Raw genomic sequence first — 21,376 nt, forward strand, 5'->3', positions numbered from 1 at the left:
GCACTGACTACGGTGTAACTATCCATTTCGTAGGTTTCCGCATAATCGGTAAAACGGCTACTGGTATATTTAGCCGAAACGTTCGCCACTATCCACTCGGTTGGCTCATAGGTTATGCCCCCCGTCATGAGCCAATCAGGACTATCAGCTAAGCGACTCCCTTCTGGGTTACTGCCAAAACCGTCTATTAATGATGCGTGCTTGTAGGAAATATTGGCATTTAAATAGAGGGTTTTATTAAATGTTTCAGGCTGATAAACACCCGTTAATTCAAAGCCGTAGGCTTGTGACGCACCACCGTTAATATAGAAACTTTCAGGTTGCTGCGTAGCAGGGTTAAGTACGTTGCTGGCAAATAAACGATTGTCGAAGCGTGTATAAAATAATGCCAAAGCGGCGTTAAAGGTTTCATGGTTGCTACGATACCCCAGCTCGTAGTTATCTGCTTCTTCGCCTTCGGGCGTATCCGGTTCAAAGCTCACTGCATTGTCGTAAATATCATCCGTTCCACTAGGCAATGCATAGTTTTGTGAGTATGAGGCAAAGATTTGGTCTGTATCACTGAGCGTATATACGGCGCCTAATGAAGGTAAAAAGTGGTTACTGAATTTACCACCAACGGATTGCGGGCCATAACCTGCTTCACCATCAATTTCGTAATCGTTGTAATCGCGGAAACCATCCAAGGAATAATCCACATTCAATGACTTCACGCCGACTTGCAGTTTTAAATCATCGTCTAATAAACTGATGGTGTCTTTAATATACAGCTGGGTCGTCTCACGTACCGACCTGTAGTCACGGCGATAATATGCGACTTCGTCTTGCAGTATATCGCCATCAGCACTGCCGGCGGTTTTATTCAGGCGCAGCTGAGTGCGGTTATAGGTGTCTTTTTCACGCCAGCCACCAAATTCGATGTGATTGTTTTCAAGCTCAAGGCTAAAGTCAGCCACAAACCCCTTACGGTCACCACCTACAGACGACAAGCCATATTGCACTCCGCGAGGATGCACCACATCTAAACCCGCAGCAGCTTGCCTTTCATAAATTCCTAGCGTGTTGCTGTATGTATCAGGTGATACGCCATAACCCTCTTTATCTTCTAAATAATAGGTACCGGTAAACTGCAAGTTGTCTGTCAGGTAAGTATCAAGTTGCAACGAATATAACTTGTCATCACGTACATTGATTCGATCTTCATAATAACTGGTGCAATTACTGCCGGTAAAAACCGGGGTAAAGTCAGTTTGGTCTATGCTACCGTCTTGATTAAAATCGTACACCTCGGGTTGAGCAGAAATACAGCCCTCAGGTATTGAATCGGCATAACTATAATAATAGTTATCTGCGAAGGTCTCGGCGGTGGCAGACGGGGAATCATAATCAAAAAAATCATTTGCTACATAGCTAAACGCTAACGAGGTTTCAGCGCTGAAGGTATACACAGCTTTGCCTTCAATATGCTCACGATCAATAGTGCCCGGCCCTCGCCATAATTCGCTGTCAGTTTTAGAGCGACTGATAAATGCTCTGAACCCGTTTAAATCACCTGTTTCTAGTTTAACAAACGAACGTTGTAAATCGTCATCGCCAATGGTCAACGACACCATACCGCCCATTTGATCTGATGGGTCAACCGAGTAATAAGAAGCAATTGGGCCCAATGTTGAGTAACTTGGCGCTGATACATCCCCAGCGCCGGGAGAGGCAACCACTGATGCTAGATTTTCGTTATCCACGTAGCGAAATATAGGGCTGCCGCCAAATGCATCAGAGCGTCCCATTGGCACACCATTTAAAACAAAGCCCATCTGGCTTAAATTAAACGCTCTTACATTCACCGAGTTGCCGAACTCATACAAACCTAACGCTCCATCAGTTTGTACGTTAAAACCTGGTAGGCTTTCGAGCATCTTCAAACCTGAAATACCGCCCGGCGCAGATAGCAGCGCTTCACGAGTCACAGCTAAGGTATTCGTCACCTCATCGGTGCCTATCGCCACTTCTGTTTCTGAGATTCGACGGCCCATGACTTGAATTTTTTCCGCTGGCTCCTCAGCTCCCAAATGACTGGTTTGCTGAGCAAAGCCAGGTGTGACCGCAAACAAGCTGGCAATGGATACGCTAAGTAACGTGCGACGAAGTGATGTGTTAGTTGTTTTCATAGTGGTGGTTCCTAATCTGATTACACTGAAAATTGCCTGTTCGGTGAACGTCCTTCTCTGAGGATTAACCAGACACATCACAATAAACGTACCAATTTTGCGCAATGAACACGTTCAGAAAACGGCTAACAGTATGTTTTCCCGTTTTTACTGCCGTTGACCACATATCTGACGAGTAAAATTTAATAGAATCGGGGGATATCACTGCACAACACACTATGTGCCCACTTAGCTGGGTTGCACCAACTGGAATAGAAATGCACCACAAATGTGAGATGAAAAGAATAATAAATTCGGGTAATTTATGAGGCCAAAGCCGCGTGAGCATTAGGTTTGCTAAGGTCGAACCAGCAAAATAAGTGATTGCAGTGTGTATCAAACAGGTCGAAACTAGCTTTGAAAATGACCGTATTATGGAAATAAAAACGTTAGCTTCACAACACGGGTTTAGTTTTTTCACCATAAAAGCAATAGACGTTGCGTAACTTTGACCAATAAAAGGGATCACACCATGGACAAGACACACACATTGAGTCACACCTATAAAACTCGGAATGCGCTAGCATTCACCCCATCACGCATCGCGTTGCTTGTGGCCTCAGTTATTGGCTCTACCGCTCTAGAAGCACAAGAAACGAATGCGCCAGCAGTAGAAGAAAGCACGCAATATGAGCGCGTAATCGTTACCTCGCGTAAACGTTCAGAATCAATGAATGACGTGCCTATTAGCATTAATGTGGTCAGCGAAGACCTGATCAACAACTTAGGCGCCAGCGATTTCACTGATTTATTGGGTGTAGTGCCAAGTTTAACCGCTTATCAAAATGGTCCAGGGCGCACACGCTTGTCTATTCGTGGCGTGGCAAACGGCGGTGGTAATGACAACGACACGCAAAACCAAGAGACAGTTGGCATCTACCTAGATGAAATCCCGATTTCAATGGGCGGTATGAACCCAGAATTAGCCTTGTTTGATCTCAAGCGAGTCGAAGTACTTCGTGGACCACAAGGGACATTATTCGGTGCAGGCTCCATGACGGGAACCGTGCGACTAGTATCAAACGAACCGAACCTGACTGAGTTTGAAGGCAAATACGAACTCAGTGCATCGAAAATTGAACATGGCAGCCAAAACTCATCGGTAAAAGCGTTAGTCAACGTACCCATTATTGAAAACGAATTAGCCGTACGCATCAGTGGTTATTACCTAGACAATGGTGGTTATATTGATAACAGCCTTACCGGAGAAAAAGACCTCAATACCGGTATGTCAAAGGGCGCCAAAATATCAGCTTTATACATTCCCACCAATGAACTGAGCATCGACTTCAGCTATTTACACCATGATTACTCAGACAATGGACGTCCGGTTGATATCGACTCTACGCCTTTATTCGTCCGTGACTATCCCTCTTTTGACGGCTACGACGATACTATGGATATCGCGAACGTCACCCTTACGTACGATCTCGATTGGGCTGAGCTGGTCAGCTCTACTTCTTATTTTGACCGTTCGATTGTTAACCCTCGCTCATTGGACTTATTGTTCGAATCCGCTTTACCGCCGGGCATTACTCCCCATGAATTAGTCGATTTGACCGACTCAGAGGTATTCGTGCAAGAGTTGCGCTTAGCCTCAACCACCGACAGTGATGTGCAATGGACCATTGGTGCCTATGCTGACAAAAAAGACGTATTTTATGAAAATACCTTCCCCGTACCTGGTGCTGACGCCATATTAGGTGTGCCCTCTTCTGCTTTTGGCGCCCCGGACGATCACTTGTTTTACGGCTTTGATGACTTAACCGTCAAGACTTACGCCTTTTTCGGTGAGGTGTACTACGATATCGGTGACTTCTCCATCACAGGTGGTTTACGCTATTTCAATTGGGAACAAGAAATTGCGTTTTATCAGTCTGGCCTATTCAACGGTGAAGCCAACAGTGATGAGCGCCCCAAAGGCAGCGTCGATGGCTTTAACCCCAAACTAAACGTGTCTTACCACTTAAACCGAGACAACTTACTGTACGCCCAAGCCGCAAAAGGCTTCCGCTATGGTGGTATAAATGGTGCTATTCCTGCTTCAGTTTGTGCTGATGAACTCGCTCAAGTTGAACGTGACGGTGGTGATACTCGCTTCTTCGATCCAGATGAAATCTGGAACTACGAAGTCGGGGTAAAAGGCAGTGATTCAAAAGGTACCGTTAGTTATAACGCAACCTACTTCCATATCGACTGGACTGATATGCAAACCAGTCGTAGTTTTGAATGTGGTTTTGGCTTTAAAGAGAATGTCGGTGATGCCACCAGTAAAGGGGTAGAACTTGAAGTGACGATTAAACCCACTGACGGACTCGTTCTTTCTGCTGGTGGTGCTTACATCAACACTTCCCTTGATGCCGATGTGCCTAACCTAGACGCACAAAAAGGCGATGCCGCCCCATTCGTACCTGAAATATCGTTCACCACCTCGGCTGAATATTCCATGCAGCTAAACCAAGACCTAGAAGGCTTCGGTTGGGTGAATGTGCAATACACAGATGATCGCTCAACAGAGTTCAGTGAGCAGAATTCCAACTACCGTAAAATGGATGCCTACACGCTGGCTAATATGCGCGTAGGTATTCGTTTTTCAGGCTACGAAATATCGTTATTTGCCAACAACATGTTTGATGACGACGGCGTGGTCCGTGCTATTGGTCGCCCACCGTTTGATCCACCAGCCAGCATCCGCGTTACCCCGCGTACGATTGGCATGACGTTTAGAGGAGGTTTTTAAGGTCTAACATACACACTCAGTTAAATCAGTAAGGCAGTATGCGTAAGCGGCTGCCTTTTTCATCTATGATTGCTGTAAATGCATTCTTTTAAACACATATTCAAACGCCGTCAATGGAGTTACTGATGAAAAAAATATATCTAATCATCATCACGATCGGGCTTTTTTGCTCACTTAGTACATTTGCCCAAACAAAAACTGAAGCGACACAAGCTGTAAACCAAGTAATTGATGGCTTACACGAAGCAGCTAGCCAAGCTGACTTAGCCGAGTACCTCGGTTCGTTCACCGACACTGGCGTATTTATGGGTACCGATGATTGGGAACGCTGGTCGCGCCCTGAAACGTTAGATAAATACGTAGCAGAGCGCTTTGCGGGCGGCACTGGCTGGACGTATAAATCAGTCGAGCGCAACATCAATTTTTCAACTGAACAGAACATCGCTTGGTTTGACGAAATAACGGTGTCTAAAAAGTGGGGCCGTTTTCGTGGAACTGGCGTGCTAATAAACGACAACGGCAGCTGGAAAATCGCCCACTACGCCATGTCCGTATTAGTGCCTAACGAAGCATGGGAAAAAGTAGCGGAGATCAATATTAAGACCTTTGCTGAACGTGCGAAAAAATAACGGATAAATACATGCAAGCCTGGTAATGCAGCTGCCGGGCTTTTTACTTTTTAACGGGTGTCTAAATCAGGTAAGCGCGAAGTAATCACGGTATTGAGTACTAAAGAGGTATCCGTTTTACACACATGTGAAATGCTTTCTAATATTTCATCGAGCTCAGACATATTTTTCACGCAAATATTAAAAATAAACGCTTTTCCCCTGTCAAATTAAAGCAGTCTGTCACTGCTGGGCGACTTTTTAACTCGGCGATAAATGGCAGAAAAGTTAATAAAAAGTACGACTTAACACCACAGGTAAAACACCTGTGGCGAGTCTATTCATTTCGTCAATCACACGCGCTTTACTTTGGCGGATATGGGAAGTGCCCATTCACTAAAAATTGCGCTCGTCTAAACGTCAGTGGAAAGCTTTTTGGTAATGACATGCTAATAATACCATCAACACTGAAAGTTTCGCATTTTACCGCGGTAATGTTAGTAGGTGTGGTTGATATAATCACATCAACATTATCGATAGCGACATTGATACCCGCTTGTAAGCGTGCAGAATAAAACCTAATTAACTCATAGCCCTCAGCCCGGGCGGCAGCACCAAGGTTTTGTGGTAGTTGATAGTCTGTTTTACTTTGCAAGGTATCGCTCACTAACTTTTCACTCACTCTGGTTAAGTCCAGTCCATTAGCGGTCATAGTAGCAACGCTGAAAAGCTGATGGTTAGAGCGTACTTTGTGGGGATAGGGTTCACTCATCCCCTCAAAAAAAGCAAAACGGTAATACGCGGATTCAGCCAAACAGGTTTGAATTTCTTCACTGGCGTAGTAAAAGCTACTTTGTGCTCTTGAGCCAAATCGTGAGCCGTGTTTCAAAGGCGGATAGCGAAAAGGGGTACTGATAAGGTAATGGTACTCACTGCTCACAATTGCCGCGGGTGGCTTAAAATCGTCAATAATTGACTCTAGAACCGATTGCTCTTCTAGGTCATCAACCAGGAAATCTGCTGCTGATCCTGCTTGAGTCTCAACAATGCGATATACCTCTTTAGAATACTGACGCCTTCCTCCGGCTGACGAAATAACCTCCCTAGGGGTCACACTTTCGCTCGCATCGCATCAAGATATTCATTGATATAAATCAGCCCAACTATTTTATTTGTCAATTCCCGGGGGATACCGTTCAAATGTTTATTAGGCGTCGTGAACCAATGTTTCATGGCAGCAATATCGCCCCCTAAGATCGCATACAGCGAGCGAAACAGGCGAATAAACTGCACTTGCAGTTCGTATTCTTTACTGTCAATTGAAAAACCATCGCTTCGGGTCAAGGTTGCACGGGTTTTACCGATAATTTTGGCCGCGTCAGCATCCGCTAATCCAAAAGTTTTACAGGCTTTTTTATACGCTTTCATTACCACAGCTTTAGGTTCTGCTTTATGTTTTTCCATCTTTCAATCCAATCAACCGACGACTTACTGAGTATAATATATGCATCAAATTACTCAAATCAACATTGAAATGCATCATTCTATACATCCGAACATGGTTAAACGCTCAATGTATTATAATTTGTAGCAGCCGTACGATGGCGACCCCCTAGTCTTATCACTCACCGAAAATTTACCTGTTAGCCCATTATTCATCGGCATATTTACCACTAACTTGTTCAAGCTCTCACAATCATAACTTGCTAAGCTGGTGCCTAACCTCACATCACCAACAGAGCTGCCATGCGTCAGAACCTGATTTATTTTTTACTGAGTTTACCCATTTTGATTATGTTGGCGTGGTTTTACTTTGATAAGCGCAAGGTTAAACAGCGCGAACTAAAGCGTACTCGTTTACGAGCTCAGCCATTAGCCCCTGAGTATGTGCATATATTGCAAACTGAATTTGCGTTATATGCCCGCTTACCAAGCGATTTGCAGCGTACGCTAGCGGGCCACATGCAAGTATTTCTAGATGAAAAAGATATTTTAGGTCGAGGGGATCTTGAAGTAACCGACACGATCAGAGTGCTGATTGCTGCTCAGGCCTGCTTGTTAATTCTTAATCGCCCTGGCAATTACTATCCCGGTTTTCGCAGCATTTTGGTTTACCCCGAGACTTATGTGGCTAATAGTACCCACAACGACGGTATGTTGCAGGTTACCGCAACCAGCACTCGAGCAGGAGAATCGTGGCAGCGAGGCCCGGTAATCTTAGCTTGGGATCATGTACTGCAGGGTGCCCGTGATAGTCGGGATGGACATAATGTCGTCATGCATGAGTTTGCTCACAAGTTAGATGAAGAAAATGCCGCCATGGATGGTTTACCCCTGCTGCCTACAGCAGAACAATACCAACAATGGTCAGAGGTATTAAACGCCGAATTTATTGTGCAACAGCAAAAGCTTGCCGAAGGTGCTGATGATGTGATTGATAGTTATGGTGCAACATCTCCCGCTGAGTTTTTTGCTGTGGTCACAGAAACCTTTTTTGAAAAACCACATCAACTGGGACATTGTCACCCTAAATTGTATGAGCAATTTAAACTCTGTTACTTGCTCGACCCTAAAGCATGGTTTGAGGGCTAACACGCCACCGTGACGTTTTATGCTAAATGGGTCATCAATGCTAAGTTATTTTTATTTACAGCTGTGCGGTCAATCGCCTCACAATTTAATGAATTGACTGAATCTATTTACCCCAACGAATATAGGTTAACTGAGAATATAGCTTAACTGACAGGACATGAGCGCCTGTCAGTTAGTCCACTCGCATTTCACAAAGAAGCAAAACGCATTACTCAGGCAAGGTAATGTTCAATTCCAATACGGAACAATCATCATTGTTGTCTAGCTGAACGGTTACTTGATCTTCATCGATATTCACGTATTTGCGAATAACATCCATGATTTCCTTCTGCATTAACGGCAGGTAATCCGGCTGCTGTCTTTTACTGCGTTCGTGGGCAACGATGATCTGCAAGCGTTCTTTAGCGGTTGATGCAGAACTCTTTTTTTCTTTCTTGAGAAAGTAATTAAAAATGCTCACTATTTTCCTCCTAGTAATCGCTTCAGAAATCCTTTTTTCTGTACATCAAGAAAACGATGCTCAACTTCTTCGCCTAACAAACGCGATACAGCATCAAGATACGCTTGGCCAGCTTGAGACTCTTGATCCAAAATAACCGGTGCGCCTTGGTTCGACGCTTTTAGTACCGCTTCAGACTCAGGGATTACGCCCAATAGTGGCACAGCCAAAATGTCTTCCACATCGGCCACACTTAACATTTCAGCAGCAGCAACACGTTCAGGGTTATAACGGGTTAATAACAAATGTTCTTTAACCGTGCCGCCCTGCTCCGCTTTGAGTGATTTACTTTGCAAGATCCCAATAATGCGGTCAGAGTCACGTACCGAAGAGACCTCCGGGTTAGTTACAACAATCGCTTCATCAGCAAAATACAGTGCCATCTGTGCACCCTGCTCGATACCGGCTGGTGAGTCACAAATGATATATTCAAAATCCTTAGCCAGATTATCCAAAACCGTTTGTACGCCTTCCATGGTTAGCGCATCTTTATCACGTGTTTGCGACGCTGGCAGAATGTACAGACCTGGCGTGCGTTTATCTTTAATCATCGCCTGATTCAGAGTGGCTTCTTTCTTGATAACATTTACGAAGTCATACACGACGCGGCGCTCACAGCCCATGATCAAATCAAGGTTGCGTAAACCCACATCAAAGTCGATTACGACTGTTTTAAAACCACGTAACGCTAAGCCAGTTGCGATTGCTGCACTCGTCGTTGTTTTACCCACGCCACCTTTACCGGACGTCACTACTATAATTTTAGCCACTTAAATCCCTCATTAACTGTATCGATAAACCCATTGATCAACGCTTTTACGCACACCTTGTGTCACGCTAAATGGCACTAACCTGAATGGACTCACCCTCTAAAAACGCATGCGCCGCTTCTTTCCAACAAAGTTCACGCAGCTTTTCATTTAAAACAAAATAGCCGGCAATAGAGACCAGCTCAGCTTCCATCTGCCGGCAGAAAACCCGCGCATTGGTATCGCCCTTTACGCCAGCTAAAGCACGACCACGCAACGGGCCATAAATATGAATATGCCCATCCGCTAATACCTCAGCACCTTGACTCACAGCAGCCATAACAATTAAATCACAGCCTTCAGCATAAACCTGCTGGCCAGAGCGCACAGGTTTAGTGATCACCTTACTGGGGCGAAAAGCAGGCTCTTTATTTCCAGCTAACGGACTCGCCTTAACGTGAGCGGCCTTTGACTGAGCAGGCTCAGCCTGAATATCAGTACTACGAGTCTTAGCCGAAGGCAAGGATGCAAGACCTAAGCCCATAACAGTATATTTCAACTCAATCCCAGCGCCTCGGCATGCAATCGGCTGTAATCCCATCTCTCGACAAGCGGCAACAATTTGCTCTAACTGCTCATCTTTAAGCTCACCTTCAAAAGGTGCGAGATTAAGCACAAGCGGAGAAGCATTAAAAAACTGTGGTGCGGTATTAATTTTTTGCTTTAACTGTGCAAGAAATAAATCCGCAGAATAATCGTAAAGATCCATAACCACCGCAGTAAAAGCGGTGCCTTTCATCTGAAAACACACATTTGCCATTGGGCAACCTTAACCGACTTAAAAAAACCAACATACCCTGTAACTCACCTCTTATTTTATGCCTAAAGCGCACAAGAGATAATCAAAAGTACAAAATCTGGACGCCACTTTAGCAAATAGACTCAACTTCAGGAAATGAAACTAACAGCAGATTGACAATTTTTTGACGCCCACGGCAAAGTGCCGCTCTTATTGCCCTGCAAAGCGTAAATAGCGATGTGTAAATGTGTTATTTCGTATGAATTGTGCGACATTTTTAGCCTTGCTGGTACTGCCTAACGCTCGCGCATTAATCTACATTGCTCGGTTATCAATGTGATAATTCAGCTCCACAGGAAAACTTACCATCCATAACCAGTTATTCGAATCGATCTAACTTAATGGACAATTTAGATTTACTCACGAGCTACCTTTATCTTGTCTCATGCAAGACTCTGTGATCCAGCGGACTAATGACTGATTAAATCGCAAAAGCGTCTCTGCATGTGGCTTCGTTTTGATTCTGAGTAATAAGCCGTCACTAACTAACCAATTACTACAGGCAAACTTAGACGTGCTAAAAGCACCAAATGCCGTGTTAATTCGTTTATTAGATTAGCTTACTGCTGTTATCCGCCATCAACATGGTTGCGCTAGCATACCTGCTCATTTTCCGGTGACGCCTCTAAAATATCTTCCACATATAGCTTGTTGATGATGACCATAGCAGCGACGCAAAGCGGCGCGGCGAGCAAAATGCCAATCATCCCCACCATAGCCCCCAACGCGACCTGAACGAATAAGGTGAGGGCCGGAGGCAGATCCGCTAACTCGGCCTGTAACATAGGGGTTAACAGGTAGCTTTCAATCATCTGCACCGCGACATACAAGATCAAGACGTACAAAAGAGCATCAAGTCCACTGATCACACTCACCATAGCCGCAGGTATAAAACCAATTATTGGGCCCAAATTGGGTATGAATGACAGTAATGCAGCAATAATCCCCAACACTAAGGCAAGGTCAGTACCCAGCGCCCATAAACCTACCGTAGTCAAAATGCCCACTAACACCATGGACGCGATTTTAGCCACCAGCCAACCCGATAATGCAGTACCACATGCACTTAATACCTCGCGTGTCCTTTCACGACGTGCGGGCGGTACAAGGGTAACGGTCCCCCTAATATACCAGTCAGGATTTACCGCTAGAAATAAACCAAGGAAAAATGCAAAAACAACGCTGCCAAAGCCATTCACCGTAGACGAAAAAACACTGGAGATGGCAGTTATTATGGTACTAACTTCTGAATCAGATGAGCTTAAGTTGGTCAGACTATCCGTGACTTTTGCTCCCCAAGGAAGCCCTGATAATTGCTCTTTAATATAACTGACAGCCTGGGGCAAACGTTCCATCAGCTCGCTTCCCTGAGCTGAGATTTTGGGCGCGGTGTAAGCTAAAAAAAGACCGAGTAAGACAAAAGGCACAATGATAGTAACGGGTAGCAAAAATTTGGACTGAACACCGATTTTATTGCCGATCCAACTAGCAGAACTGCGAAATAATACCGCAATCAATATTCCTCCAAAACAGATAAGCAAAATCTTGCCGTTATTGACAGCCAACCAGGCGATAAGGAAAACAATGGTAGTGGTACTGGCTTGAATAAACGTGCGCTTGGCCAAGCGTCTGCTGTTCATATGATCCCTTAAAAGTAAACTTGGTTAGATACCCTTTTTGAACCTAACCGACATTAGATATGAACACCTTATGCAAGAACACGTCCTAAATATGTTATTCAACAAACTGCAAGTTTACATTGCCTTATATCGGTACTCGCCCAATACACAACTTCTATGCAGCTACTGTGAATGCTAGGCTAAGCAATTATTCTATAAAACATTCATTAGAGAAAATTAGGCATCGAAAAATATTATTTTTAACCTATTAGCAGAATGAATATTCAAAAAACAGTGTCGTCTTTACAAAAAACGATTTGTATTATGAACAAAATTCACTAAATGGAAATACCTCAAGGACACACACCATATGCGCCGCATATGATTAAATTCCGAGTGGTAGGCCTGTAAAACAGCCATCACTGATTGGCTATAAGCATGCTTTTTTTGCGTGCTCCATATATCGACCTGTCTTGCCCTTTAGTACTTAGCACTCAATGCGCCTCGAGTTGACGCGCCAGGTGATTGCCCAGCTCAATTATCTGGCCCGTATTATGACAATATAGGCATGGGTGAGTGCTTTTTTATTTCCTTGAGCACAACACATGATGAAATATCCTTCACACAGGGATGTCTAAGTAAGCCATCAAAGGTTAGTGCCGTCAGGTCTTCAATGTCTTTAGCCACCACTTTTAACATGACATCGGCAGAGCCGGTAATCGCCAAGCACTCAATGACTCTTTTTTCGGACTTAATTTGATTAAAAAAGTCTTCGGTCTGCACGACATTCTGGTCGAGGTTTATCATCACGAGCGCCGAAATATGACAACCCACTTTTTTGGGGTTTACGATTGCTCGATACCCTTCAATGATACCTGTGTCTTCGAGGTGCTTAGTTTTTCGTAAACTAGGGGAGTCCGATAACCCCACCTTTTTCGCCAGCTCAACATTTGAAATGCGTCCAAACTCCTGCAATGTCTCTAATATACGTGTTTCGTACCTGTCCAGCCTAATGTGGTCCATTCCGCCTCAATCCTCTGTTATTTCGCAAAATTCAACCTATTTCTTGAAATATACCATCTACAATAGACAGATAATACGCCATTTTAGCTGATAAATTACTCTGCGTTTGGATGGTATTCTTTATTCCATCCCCTATATAAGAAAAGGAGAGAGTGATGGCTGATTTATTTGAAAATCCAATGGGGCTAGACGGCTTTGAATTTGTTGAATTCACGGCACCTAAAAAAGGTATTTTGGAACCCATATTTGATGCGATGGGCTTTGAAAAAGTCGCCATACATAAATCTAAAGATGTTCAGTTATGGCGCCAAGGTGATATCAACTTTATCGCAAACTATGAGCCTAAAAGTCCTGCTGCCTATTATGCTGAAGAACACGGACCTTCCGCTTGCGGCATGGCTTTTAGAGTTAAAAATGCCCGGGCTGCTTATAAGCTAGCATTACAAAACGGCGCCCAACCCATAGATGTCATCACCGGACCAATGGAGCTGAGACTGCCGGCTATCAAAGGGATTGGCGGCGCAACTTTGTACCTAATCGATAGATATAAAGAAGGTGAGACAATTTATGACCTCGACTTTGAATGGATCGAAGGCGCAGCTAGACATCCCGAAGGATGCGGATTTCATACCTTGGATCATTTAACCCACAATGTTTACCGGGGCCGCATGGGTTATTGGGCCAACTTTTACAGCAAATTGTTTAATTTTCGAGAAATTCGTTACTTCGATATCAAAGGCGAATACACAGGTTTGCTTTCAAAAGCAATGACAGCACCCGACGGGAAAATTCGGATCCCCTTAAATGAAGAAGCTGCCGGTGGCGGTGGTCAAATTGAAGAATTCTTGATGGAATACAATGGTGAAGGGATCCAGCACATCGCATTTGCTTGCGATGACTTGTATGCATGTTGGGATCGCTTAAAAGCACGTGGTACCAAGTTTATGACGGCCCCACCAGCTACCTATTACGAGATGTTAGCAGGTCGCTTACCCAATCATGGCGAACCTTTAGAAGCACTACAAACCCGTGGCATTTTACTCGATGGGTCGATTGGCGAAGGCTCTCAACCTCGTTTACTGCTGCAAATATTCTCAGAAGCGGCTTTAGGGCCCGTGTTCTTTGAATTCATACAACGTAAACAAGACGACGGTTTTGGCGAAGGCAACTTTAAAGCACTATTTGAATCGATCGAGCGGGATCAAGTACAACGTGGTGTGATTCAAAAAGAAGCCAAAACAGAAGCCTAATCTCAATGAGATGGCCTCTTATGCATCATGTGGTATATCGCGGTCATGATGCCAAGCAGATTTCTGACAAAAAATGTGGATATGAACTTCCAATTGCGCACCGGATTGCGCTGGCAGTCAATACACCTGCAATGATGCCAGCGTGAACACGTGTTGCGCCTGAAATGTTAGAAGAATGGTCAATCACAACAAGCGCACCCATATACATGAATTGGTGCACAAGGTTTAACGTTTTCGGGGATATAAATGAAATTAGCGAGTATTAAAAAAGGCAGAGACGGGCAACTGGTATTAGTGAATTCTGCGTTAACAAAAATGACGCCAGTCAACGATATTGCACCGACAATGCAGGCTGCATTAGACAACTGGGCAACGATTGAAAAGCAGCTCAATGCACGTTACCTAGAGCTAGAAAATGGCCAAATTCAGGGCCAAGAATTTATTCAGACTAGATGCGCATCCCCTCTTCCTAGAGCATTTCAGTGGGCTGACGGCAGCGCTTATGTCAACCATGTAGAGTTAGTTCGCAAAGCGCGGAATGCACCGATGCCAAGCAGTTTTTGGACCGAACCATTAATGTACCAAGGCGGCTCAGACAGCTTCCTAGGCCCTTATGAACCTATCACCATGCCACAAAGTGATGGTTTTGGAATCGATTTTGAAGCAGAAGTTGCCGTCATAACCTCAGATGTACCCATGGGTGTTTCAGCCCAAGATGCATTGGATTATATTTTATTCGTCATGATCGTAAATGATGTTTCATTACGCGGACTGATTCCAGGTGAGCTTGCCAAAGGATTTGGGTTTTTCCAGTCTAAGCCCTCCAGTGCGTTTAGTCCGGTTTGTGTAACACCTGACGAGTTGGGCGAGGCATGGAAGGACGGAAAAGTGCACCTTCCTCTGTTATCAACATTCAATGACGAATTATTTGGTAAGCCAAATGCGGGGGTCGATATGACCTTTAATTTTGGGCAATTAATAGCCCATGCCGCGAAAACTAGGCCCCTTTGCGCAGGAACCATTATAGGCTCAGGAACCGTTTCCAATAAATTAGATGACGGCCCAGGGAAATCAGTAAAGGCGGGTGGCGACGGGTATAGCTGTATTGCAGAAATTAGAATGATAGAAACCATACTTCAAGGAAATCCCAACACTGAATTTATGACCTTTGGGGATAAAATATCTATCGAAATGCTGGATCATAATTGCCAGTCCATCTTTGGCAAAATAGAGCAAACCATAAACCGCGTATAATGCCAGTCAGTCGGCACATATTGCGCTGCCGACTGATGTAGATAAGTGAGCAACCTTCGTTTGAAAGTTGCTCACTACACCTACCCAAGCAACACAATAGATTCAGCTAGCATTTGACTCCCCTGCTATTCCCCCCTACCCCCTCCCTTTCCTAACGTGTTGTATCATTATGAGAATGGTCAGTATCTAGAGCGTTTAGTTTTCTCGCGCACACTTTTTGGACAAACTGTTTCATTCGATTAATAGCCAATCTGAGTACATCATCAACAAAGGATAAACCAATGACTAGCCACTCTATTCATGAAAAAAAGTACCAATCTGCTATGCAAATCTATAAAAACGATAAGGACTACCCTATTCGCAATAAATTTTAGAGGACAGAGATGACAAATATTACGCTCAAAACACGCATTACCGATATGCTCGGAATTGAAAAACCTATTATACAAGCGGCTATGGGCTGGATAGCGCGTTCACAGCTTTCATCTGCAGTTTCAAATGCTGGCGGTATGGGCATTATCGAAACAAGCTCTGGTGAGCTTGATGTCATCCGTGAAGAAATTCTAAAAATGCGCGATCTGACAGACAAACCTTTCGGCGTAAATATCGCACAAGCATTCGTACGCGATCCAAAAATTCTCGACTTCATTATTGATCAAGGTATTAAGTTCGTGACCACATCGGCTGGCGACCCGACTAAGTATACCAATCAGCTTAAAGCCGCAGGCCTGACCGTATTTCATGTGGTGCCAAACCTCAAAGGCGCATTAAAAGCAGTTGAAGCCGGAGTTGACGGACTCATAGTTGAAGGTGGTGAAGGCGGCGGTTTTAAAAATACTGACGATGTGTCGAGCATGGTGTTAATACCGCAAGTTTGCGAAGCAGTAGATGTTCCTATCGTCGCCGCTGGCGGCATTATGGACGGACGCAGCATGGCAGCCGCGTTCGCACTTGGCGCGGAAGGCGTGCTTATGGGTACACGCATTTTAAGCGCCAATGAAAGTCCAGTTCACCAAAATTGGAAAGACGCGATCATTGCAGCTGATTCAACCGACACACTCTTTTTAAATCGTACTGGCCCGGGTCCCGCTTTAAGAGCCTTACGCACAGAGCGTTCAACACGCATTTTAAATGAGGGGGCTGAGAATATTTTCAGTGAATTTCAAGACACACAAGCAGTCTACTTTGGCGGCAACCTAGAGGCAGGTATCGCCCTAACAGGACAAGTCGCAGGGCGCATCAAAGAAACAAAATCGATAAAACAAATATTCGATGAAACACTGGCTGAATTTGGTGAAGTCACCGGACGCTTAGCGGCACTTAGCGGCACTTAGCGTAAAGCTAGCAAACTAAACCTTGTATTGTGACCTAGCCCTGCTCGTTCCGACAATTAAAACCGTCCCTCTGAATCATTAATATGATTTAAAGAACAGCAGTTGATTGAGGTGTTTATAAATATCCATACGGCTCCCCCTGATGATAGGCTGGTTTGTCATCAGGGTATTTTTTATTGTCTAGAGAAGAGAGAACCGAACCCTCGGATAGGAACTTAACTGGTTGATTTTATTTAATAAAATAATGATGTATAAGAACGTACCTCTGCTGACCTAATTGGGACGGAATATCTCAGGCTCTGTCGCCCCAAAACAAAACATAAAGCGTATCGATAGACTACTCGCTCTTATCGCTTGGCAGCAACATTGGGAGCGAGCAATGTGAATTTTTGCAGGTCAGGGCCAATACCACTTGTCATCGGCGCGTGTTATCCATTTTAAGATTTAGGAAGAGAGGTTAGAAAAAGAGCCTCGAATTACAAAATAAACCCAGCTCAAATCAGGTGGGCTGCCTTTTACCTTAAGAGCAGCAATATATTTGCTGGGTTTACAAAGAAGGGAAGCCAATTCTATGAGGGGATCCCCCAGCGCCTCACTAAGCCGATGAAACGAGCGCAGCGAATTGAGGTCGGATTAATTGGATTGTTATGTGCGATTACACTACACTGTACAAATAAACGTACATGAACAATTTGGAGTACAATATGGATGCAATAAGCTATACAGCAGCTAGGGCAAATTTAGCAAACACAATGGCGAATGTTTGTAATGATCATGCGCCTGTTATTATCACACGTAAAAGTGAAGCGCCTGTTGTGATGATGTCTCTAGAAGACTATAACGCAATGCAAGAAACCACATATCTACTCAGATCTCCAGCAAACGCTAGAAGCTTGCTTGATTCTATTGCCGAACTTGAAGCTGGCAATGGAACTCAAAGAGAGCTTATCGAGTGAAACTCACTTTTTCAACTAAGGCCTGGGAACAATATTTATACTGGCAAACTACAGACAAAAAAGTACTTAAACGAATCAATTTGCTCATTAAAGATATCCAAAGAACACCAAATGAGGGCATTGGAAAGCCAGAGCCTTTAAAGCACGGGTTATCAGGGTATTGGTCTCGTCGAATTAATGATGAACATCGTATTGTATACAAGCATCTAGATGACATTATTCTAATTGCGCAATTACGCTATCATTACGGCACATAACGCTGCTAGCACAGGCCGGAGCACGCAGTGCAGAGGTCCAGCCAGCTTCGCTGGCGATTGTGCCTTGCCTTATTATAGCTTTGCATATGACTCGGCTATTGCTTCGTAAGTGTCCCCCAAAAAAGACATCTTTTATTTAACTGCTTGATATATAGCTACTTGATATGTTTCTGCTTAATATGTTCGCCAACTGAACGGACAATTCGCAGTAAATTCTCGTTGCTTTTTAAGTCACTATTGTTTGACCAATTTGCCATGAAGACTATGGCGACTTGGTTGTCGTAATCAGCAAAAATATACTGACCGAATGAGCCTGCAGTATAGATTAACCTGTCGTCTCGTAGCATCCAGACATGATTTCTGTAATCCTCTGCTTGTCCAAGTAACTCATAACCTGATAGAGGCCCTGTAGGTGGTTGATCAAATGTTGATTGAAAATAACTTTCAGGAATTACCTCCCTACCTTGGTAACGCCCTCTTTCTAACATCATTTGGCCAAACCTAGCGGCATCCCTTAGTGTTGTTGCCATACCCCAGCTAGCACCTGGGTTACCGTCATCATCAATGGCAACAGCTCCGTCATAGCGAGCGTGCAAGGGGGTCCAGAAGATTTCTTCTATCAACTGAGCATATCGCTTGCCTGTTACCTGCTCAGCAACCATAGCTAACACCTGAGTGTTCATGTCATTATATGAAAACTTAGTACCAGGAGCGAAAATGGGTTTCTGAAACTGTTGAATAAATGACAAAATAGAACGGCGTTCAACACCTAGCACCTTTGGCTTCAAGCCCATATGAATTTCACTCATATAGCCATAATCCCCGGCTTTGTGCCAACTGCCAAAATCAGGAAACCCCACTTCCATATCAAGCATATTTTGCAGTGTAGAACCGTTGAAAACGCCGGCGTCCAAGTCAGGTAAATATTTGTTCACGTTAGCGCCTAAATCTAAAAGGCCCTCGTTAGCTAACGTATGTATCAACATACCGGTGAACGTTTTTGAAGAAGACTGTAAAACTTGAATATCGTGCTTTTGCATCTCTTGGTCGTAGGTTTCAAAAACTAATTTGCCACCATGCATCACCGCAAAGCCTTTCATTTGTATTGATTTCAGAAGATCGAGTAACAGAACGGCATTTCCCTTATCCACATCAACCTTTAGCGCCATAAGACTAAAAGGATCGTTTTTTATTTCATCGAGCGCTGGGGCTTCAGGGTCAGAGTGAATGGTAGCCATCGCTATAAACTCCCTCGGGTGATGACTTGCATAACGACTGTAAGGCCAATGTTGCCAATTAAGAAGATTGATATCACTACGCTCAAACGCAGCTTCAAATGGAAGGTCGAGTATCACATCAAACTTGTGGTTAATGCCTTTTTCTTCAAGCTCTTTGGCGCTGATTTGTGAACTGATAAATCCAAAACACAATAGAATAAATATTTGCCTTGCTTGATAACGGGCTTTTGAGTTTATTATCATTTTTTTCACCAGTAGCACTTAGTTAGACTATTCCGTTGCAGTCGCCCAACCAGGCAATTCGAAGAGGCCAGCCGCGATTTTAAACGGGTCGTTGATGGTGTTTTTTGTAAAGACCACAATAAGAAATTCATACTCAATATCATAGATAACCCGGAGCTTATCGGTGCGACGTAAGGAGCATACGGTACAGCGAATTGTTAAGAATTCGATGCTCTGGCAGAGCGGACTTTGTTGTAGGGAGTCTCTATTTCCCGCAACAGAAAGGCCTCTAGCCCGTAAGCTAAGTATGCATAGTCCTGATTAAAACCCAGAGTAACCACTTGAGACCCCCCCGATCAGCCCATTTTTTCTTGGGGGCATACTGTCTATTCTTTACAGGAACGCCTCGTTGCCCTTCTGCCATGCGGAAATATTGATTCGTCCTTACACCGAGGCCGTAACCGGTATATTTACCACCACCTAAAGAAGCGCCAACGCCAATATATAGGACTTCGTCATGCGCTCCCAACAGTAGGTATATTCCCTGTTTATTGTGCCCAGGTAGTGTTCCGACCAAATCCCACGGCATATTCCAGCTTGGCACTTCGACTTCCGAGGACGACCAATGCCGGCGGAAAAATTCGTCTGAGCTAGCTTTGATATCATCGAAAGTAACTTTTGCCACGGTTCTCCCTATTCTTAACGCTTTGCCAAGGTGCAAATACGAACGTTGTTGGGCTTTGCCCAGTGAGTATTTGTCCCAGCCGCGCTCATTGCGGCGAACTTAGGCAACTTGTCAGATTCATTAGAACGGTAACTCCTCACCATCAAAACTATAAAGGTTTCCCGTATTATCAATAGATAAATTCAGAATAACTTTCATAACCCCAAGAGCCGAGTCTACAACATTTTCTTTTGCTGTAGATCCACCCATATCAGTTTGAACCCAACCGGGATGAACAGCTACCACAGCGATATTATCATTAACAAGTTCTTTTGATAAATTCACTACTAGCATATTGGCTGCTGCTTTAGACATTCGATAACCATACCAATCCACACTTTGTTCTAGCGACAAAGATCCCATAGCAGAAGAAATAACGGCTATCTTACATAAGCGTTTTTTATTTATTAAAGGTAAAAAGCAATGAGTTAAATATAGTGGTCCAAGTGAATTCACTTTAAAACACATTTCAGCATTAGCATAATTAATAGCATGGATACTTGTGTTTTCTCGATCCAAATATCCTGCATTATTTACTACTAAATCTAATTTGATATTTTCCTCGCTAAGTTTACTTGCCAACGTCTTAATTTTTTCAGGGCAAGTGATATCCATTAATTCAATAAACAGTTTATTTGGAAACTTACCTTTCAATGAAATTAGAGCAACCGCCGTTTCTAGGTTTCTACAGGTAGCAATTACTGTCCATTCATTTATAAGGTATTGTCTTGTTAATTCGAAACCGATGCCCCTATTAGCACCAGTTATTAACACAACTAAGTTACTCATTGTTTATACCTATAAATCTAACGCCCTGTTCTATCGAATTCCCTCATAATTTTGAGCAGAAACAATAATATAGACACGCATGGTGCTATTTGATGTCTTTTATCAAGAAAGAGGATTTCGCCAAAACTAACCAAGCTGTTACCTACAAATAATAACACCATAGTGTGATATTTTTATCTTACACGATTTGCTTAAAAAGCAATGCCCCAATCTACATGCAAAACGTCTTTCCTCTATTATGGTTGCCATCCAATCTCTGCTAGATGGCCAGCAACTGTCGTTGACCGAATTAGGACGGAATATCACAGGCTCCGTAGCCCCGAAACACAACATAAAACGCATCGACAGACTGCTTGGTAATAGCAATCTACATAATGAACGATTGGACATTTATCGCTGGCACGCACGGTTGCTCTGCGGTGCGAACCCCATGCCTGTTGCGCTTAATTAATTAAT

At 43.8% G+C, this 21,376-nt stretch carries 19 protein-coding genes and 1 pseudogene; 9 read left to right on the forward strand and 11 right to left on the reverse strand.

Annotation, left to right across the window (positions count from 1 at the left end; genetic code table 11):
• A partial coding sequence (locus GPLA_RS11410) for a TonB-dependent receptor (protein ID WP_040514578.1) occupies nucleotides 1–2,168 on the reverse strand: 2,168 nt, incomplete at its 3' end.
• Nucleotides 2,169–2,679: 511 nt separating this feature from the next.
• Between GPLA_RS11410 and GPLA_RS11415 the strand changes: the two genes are divergently transcribed.
• Nucleotides 2,680–4,947 carry a TonB-dependent receptor gene (locus GPLA_RS11415; RefSeq protein WP_007105073.1) on the forward strand — a complete coding sequence of 756 codons (2,268 nt, stop codon included), beginning with the start codon at nucleotides 2,680–2,682 and terminating at the stop codon, nucleotides 4,945–4,947.
• A 125-nt stretch (nucleotides 4,948–5,072) separates the two neighbouring features.
• Nucleotides 5,073–5,576 (forward strand): nuclear transport factor 2 family protein, encoded by a 504-nt coding sequence (locus tag GPLA_RS11420; protein WP_007105074.1) that lies wholly within the window; start codon nucleotides 5,073–5,075, stop codon nucleotides 5,574–5,576.
• 343 nt (nucleotides 5,577–5,919) lie between these two features.
• Here GPLA_RS11420 and GPLA_RS11425 read toward each other — a convergent pair whose 3' ends face one another.
• Together GPLA_RS11425 and GPLA_RS11430 are read right to left on the reverse strand one after the other, a co-directional pair.
• Complete coding sequence (locus GPLA_RS11425) at nucleotides 5,920–6,669, reverse strand: RES family NAD+ phosphorylase (RefSeq protein WP_007105076.1); 750 nt, start codon at nucleotides 6,667–6,669, stop codon at nucleotides 5,920–5,922.
• Nucleotides 6,666–7,019 carry an MbcA/ParS/Xre antitoxin family protein gene (locus tag GPLA_RS11430; protein WP_007105077.1) on the reverse strand — a complete coding sequence of 118 codons (354 nt, stop codon included), beginning with the start codon at nucleotides 7,017–7,019 and terminating at the stop codon, nucleotides 6,666–6,668. Before GPLA_RS11430 ends, GPLA_RS11425 begins: the two co-directional genes overlap by 4 nt.
• A gap of 282 nt (nucleotides 7,020–7,301) precedes the next feature.
• Here GPLA_RS11430 and GPLA_RS11435 point away from each other — a divergent pair, with 282 nt between their 5' ends.
• Nucleotides 7,302–8,147: a M90 family metallopeptidase gene (locus tag GPLA_RS11435; protein ID WP_007105078.1), complete on the forward strand. Its 846-nt coding sequence runs from the start codon at nucleotides 7,302–7,304 to the stop codon at nucleotides 8,145–8,147.
• 208 nt (nucleotides 8,148–8,355) lie between these two features.
• On the opposite strand, the gene minE is transcribed toward GPLA_RS11435, so the two are convergent.
• From minE to GPLA_RS11460, 5 genes are all read right to left on the reverse strand, one after another.
• Entirely contained in the window at nucleotides 8,356–8,607 is a 252-nt protein-coding gene (gene minE, locus GPLA_RS11440) for a cell division topological specificity factor MinE (protein WP_007105079.1), read from the reverse strand.
• Entirely contained in the window at nucleotides 8,607–9,416 is an 810-nt protein-coding gene (gene minD, locus GPLA_RS11445; protein WP_007105080.1) for a septum site-determining protein MinD, read from the reverse strand. Before minD ends, minE begins: the two co-directional genes overlap by 1 nt.
• A 67-nt stretch (nucleotides 9,417–9,483) precedes the next feature.
• Nucleotides 9,484–10,215 (reverse strand): septum site-determining protein MinC, encoded by a 732-nt coding sequence (gene minC / locus GPLA_RS11450; protein WP_007105081.1) that lies wholly within the window; start codon nucleotides 10,213–10,215, stop codon nucleotides 9,484–9,486.
• Between the two features lie 632 nt (nucleotides 10,216–10,847).
• The gene (locus GPLA_RS11455; RefSeq protein WP_007105082.1) at nucleotides 10,848–11,894 is read right to left on the reverse strand and encodes an AI-2E family transporter; all 1,047 of its coding nucleotides are present in this window, start codon (nucleotides 11,892–11,894) and stop codon (nucleotides 10,848–10,850) included.
• A 531-nt stretch (nucleotides 11,895–12,425) separates the two neighbouring features.
• Nucleotides 12,426–12,896, reverse strand: a complete 471-nt coding sequence (locus GPLA_RS11460; RefSeq protein ID WP_007105083.1) for an Lrp/AsnC family transcriptional regulator — start codon at nucleotides 12,894–12,896, stop codon at nucleotides 12,426–12,428.
• 155 nt (nucleotides 12,897–13,051) lie between these two features.
• Between GPLA_RS11460 and hppD the strand changes: the two genes are divergently transcribed.
• The 5 genes from hppD (at nucleotide 13,052) to GPLA_RS11485 (ending at nucleotide 17,947) form a co-directional block, all read left to right on the forward strand.
• The gene (hppD, locus tag GPLA_RS11465; RefSeq protein ID WP_007105084.1) at nucleotides 13,052–14,146 is read left to right on the forward strand and encodes a 4-hydroxyphenylpyruvate dioxygenase; all 1,095 of its coding nucleotides are present in this window, start codon (nucleotides 13,052–13,054) and stop codon (nucleotides 14,144–14,146) included.
• Nucleotides 14,147–14,392: 246 nt separating this feature from the next.
• Nucleotides 14,393–15,400: a fumarylacetoacetate hydrolase family protein gene (locus tag GPLA_RS11470; protein WP_007105086.1), complete on the forward strand. Its 1,008-nt coding sequence runs from the start codon at nucleotides 14,393–14,395 to the stop codon at nucleotides 15,398–15,400.
• 383 nt (nucleotides 15,401–15,783) lie between these two features.
• Entirely contained in the window at nucleotides 15,784–16,734 is a 951-nt protein-coding gene (locus GPLA_RS11475) for an NAD(P)H-dependent flavin oxidoreductase (RefSeq protein WP_007105087.1), read from the forward strand.
• 704 nt (nucleotides 16,735–17,438) lie between these two features.
• The gene (locus tag GPLA_RS11480) at nucleotides 17,439–17,690 is read left to right on the forward strand and encodes a type II toxin-antitoxin system Phd/YefM family antitoxin (protein WP_007105088.1); all 252 of its coding nucleotides are present in this window, start codon (nucleotides 17,439–17,441) and stop codon (nucleotides 17,688–17,690) included.
• The gene (locus GPLA_RS11485) at nucleotides 17,687–17,947 is read left to right on the forward strand and encodes a Txe/YoeB family addiction module toxin (RefSeq protein WP_007105089.1); all 261 of its coding nucleotides are present in this window, start codon (nucleotides 17,687–17,689) and stop codon (nucleotides 17,945–17,947) included. The genes GPLA_RS11480 and GPLA_RS11485 overlap by 4 nt, the downstream gene beginning before the upstream one ends.
• A gap of 155 nt (nucleotides 17,948–18,102) precedes the next feature.
• On the opposite strand, the gene GPLA_RS11490 is transcribed toward GPLA_RS11485, so the two are convergent.
• From GPLA_RS11490 to GPLA_RS11500, 3 genes are all read right to left on the reverse strand, one after another.
• Nucleotides 18,103–19,428, reverse strand: a complete 1,326-nt coding sequence (locus GPLA_RS11490; RefSeq protein ID WP_040514585.1) for a serine hydrolase domain-containing protein — start codon at nucleotides 19,426–19,428, stop codon at nucleotides 18,103–18,105.
• A 280-nt stretch (nucleotides 19,429–19,708) separates the two neighbouring features.
• Nucleotides 19,709–20,092, reverse strand: a complete 384-nt coding sequence (locus GPLA_RS11495) for a GIY-YIG nuclease family protein (protein ID WP_040514587.1) — start codon at nucleotides 20,090–20,092, stop codon at nucleotides 19,709–19,711.
• Between the two features lie 120 nt (nucleotides 20,093–20,212).
• Complete coding sequence (locus GPLA_RS11500; protein ID WP_007105091.1) at nucleotides 20,213–20,920, reverse strand: SDR family oxidoreductase; 708 nt, start codon at nucleotides 20,918–20,920, stop codon at nucleotides 20,213–20,215.
• Nucleotides 20,921–21,089: 169 nt separating this feature from the next.
• On the opposite strand from GPLA_RS11500, the pseudogene GPLA_RS23215 reads away from it, so the two are divergent.
• A pseudogene (locus GPLA_RS23215) lies at nucleotides 21,090–21,365 on the forward strand (IS4 family transposase); the annotation flags it as partial.
• Between the last annotated feature and the right edge of the window lie 11 nt (nucleotides 21,366–21,376).

Origin of the sequence: Paraglaciecola polaris LMG 21857, assembly GCF_000315055.1 — a bacterium.
Lineage (GTDB): Bacteria > Pseudomonadota > Gammaproteobacteria > Enterobacterales > Alteromonadaceae > Paraglaciecola > Paraglaciecola polaris.

Coding starts and splice junctions, on each gene's coding strand:
- GPLA_RS11415 (WP_007105073.1), top strand. CDS start 2,680: ATGGACAAGACACACACATTGAGTCACACCTATAAAACTCGGAATGCG.
- GPLA_RS11420 (WP_007105074.1), top strand. CDS start 5,073: ATGAAAAAAATATATCTAATCATCATCACGATCGGGCTTTTTTGCTCA.
- GPLA_RS11430 (WP_007105077.1), bottom strand. CDS start 7,019: ATGGAAAAACATAAAGCAGAACCTAAAGCTGTGGTAATGAAAGCGTAT.
- GPLA_RS11435 (WP_007105078.1), top strand. CDS start 7,302: ATGCGTCAGAACCTGATTTATTTTTTACTGAGTTTACCCATTTTGATT.
- minC (WP_007105081.1), bottom strand. CDS start 10,215: ATGGCAAATGTGTGTTTTCAGATGAAAGGCACCGCTTTTACTGCGGTG.
- GPLA_RS11455 (WP_007105082.1), bottom strand. CDS start 11,894: ATGAACAGCAGACGCTTGGCCAAGCGCACGTTTATTCAAGCCAGTACC.
- GPLA_RS11460 (WP_007105083.1), bottom strand. CDS start 12,896: ATGGACCACATTAGGCTGGACAGGTACGAAACACGTATATTAGAGACA.
- hppD (WP_007105084.1), top strand. CDS start 13,052: ATGGCTGATTTATTTGAAAATCCAATGGGGCTAGACGGCTTTGAATTT.
- GPLA_RS11470 (WP_007105086.1), top strand. CDS start 14,393: ATGAAATTAGCGAGTATTAAAAAAGGCAGAGACGGGCAACTGGTATTA.
- GPLA_RS11475 (WP_007105087.1), top strand. CDS start 15,784: ATGACAAATATTACGCTCAAAACACGCATTACCGATATGCTCGGAATT.
- GPLA_RS11480 (WP_007105088.1), top strand. CDS start 17,439: ATGGATGCAATAAGCTATACAGCAGCTAGGGCAAATTTAGCAAACACA.
- GPLA_RS11490 (WP_040514585.1), bottom strand. CDS start 19,428: ATGATAATAAACTCAAAAGCCCGTTATCAAGCAAGGCAAATATTTATT.
- GPLA_RS11500 (WP_007105091.1), bottom strand. CDS start 20,920: ATGAGTAACTTAGTTGTGTTAATAACTGGTGCTAATAGGGGCATCGGT.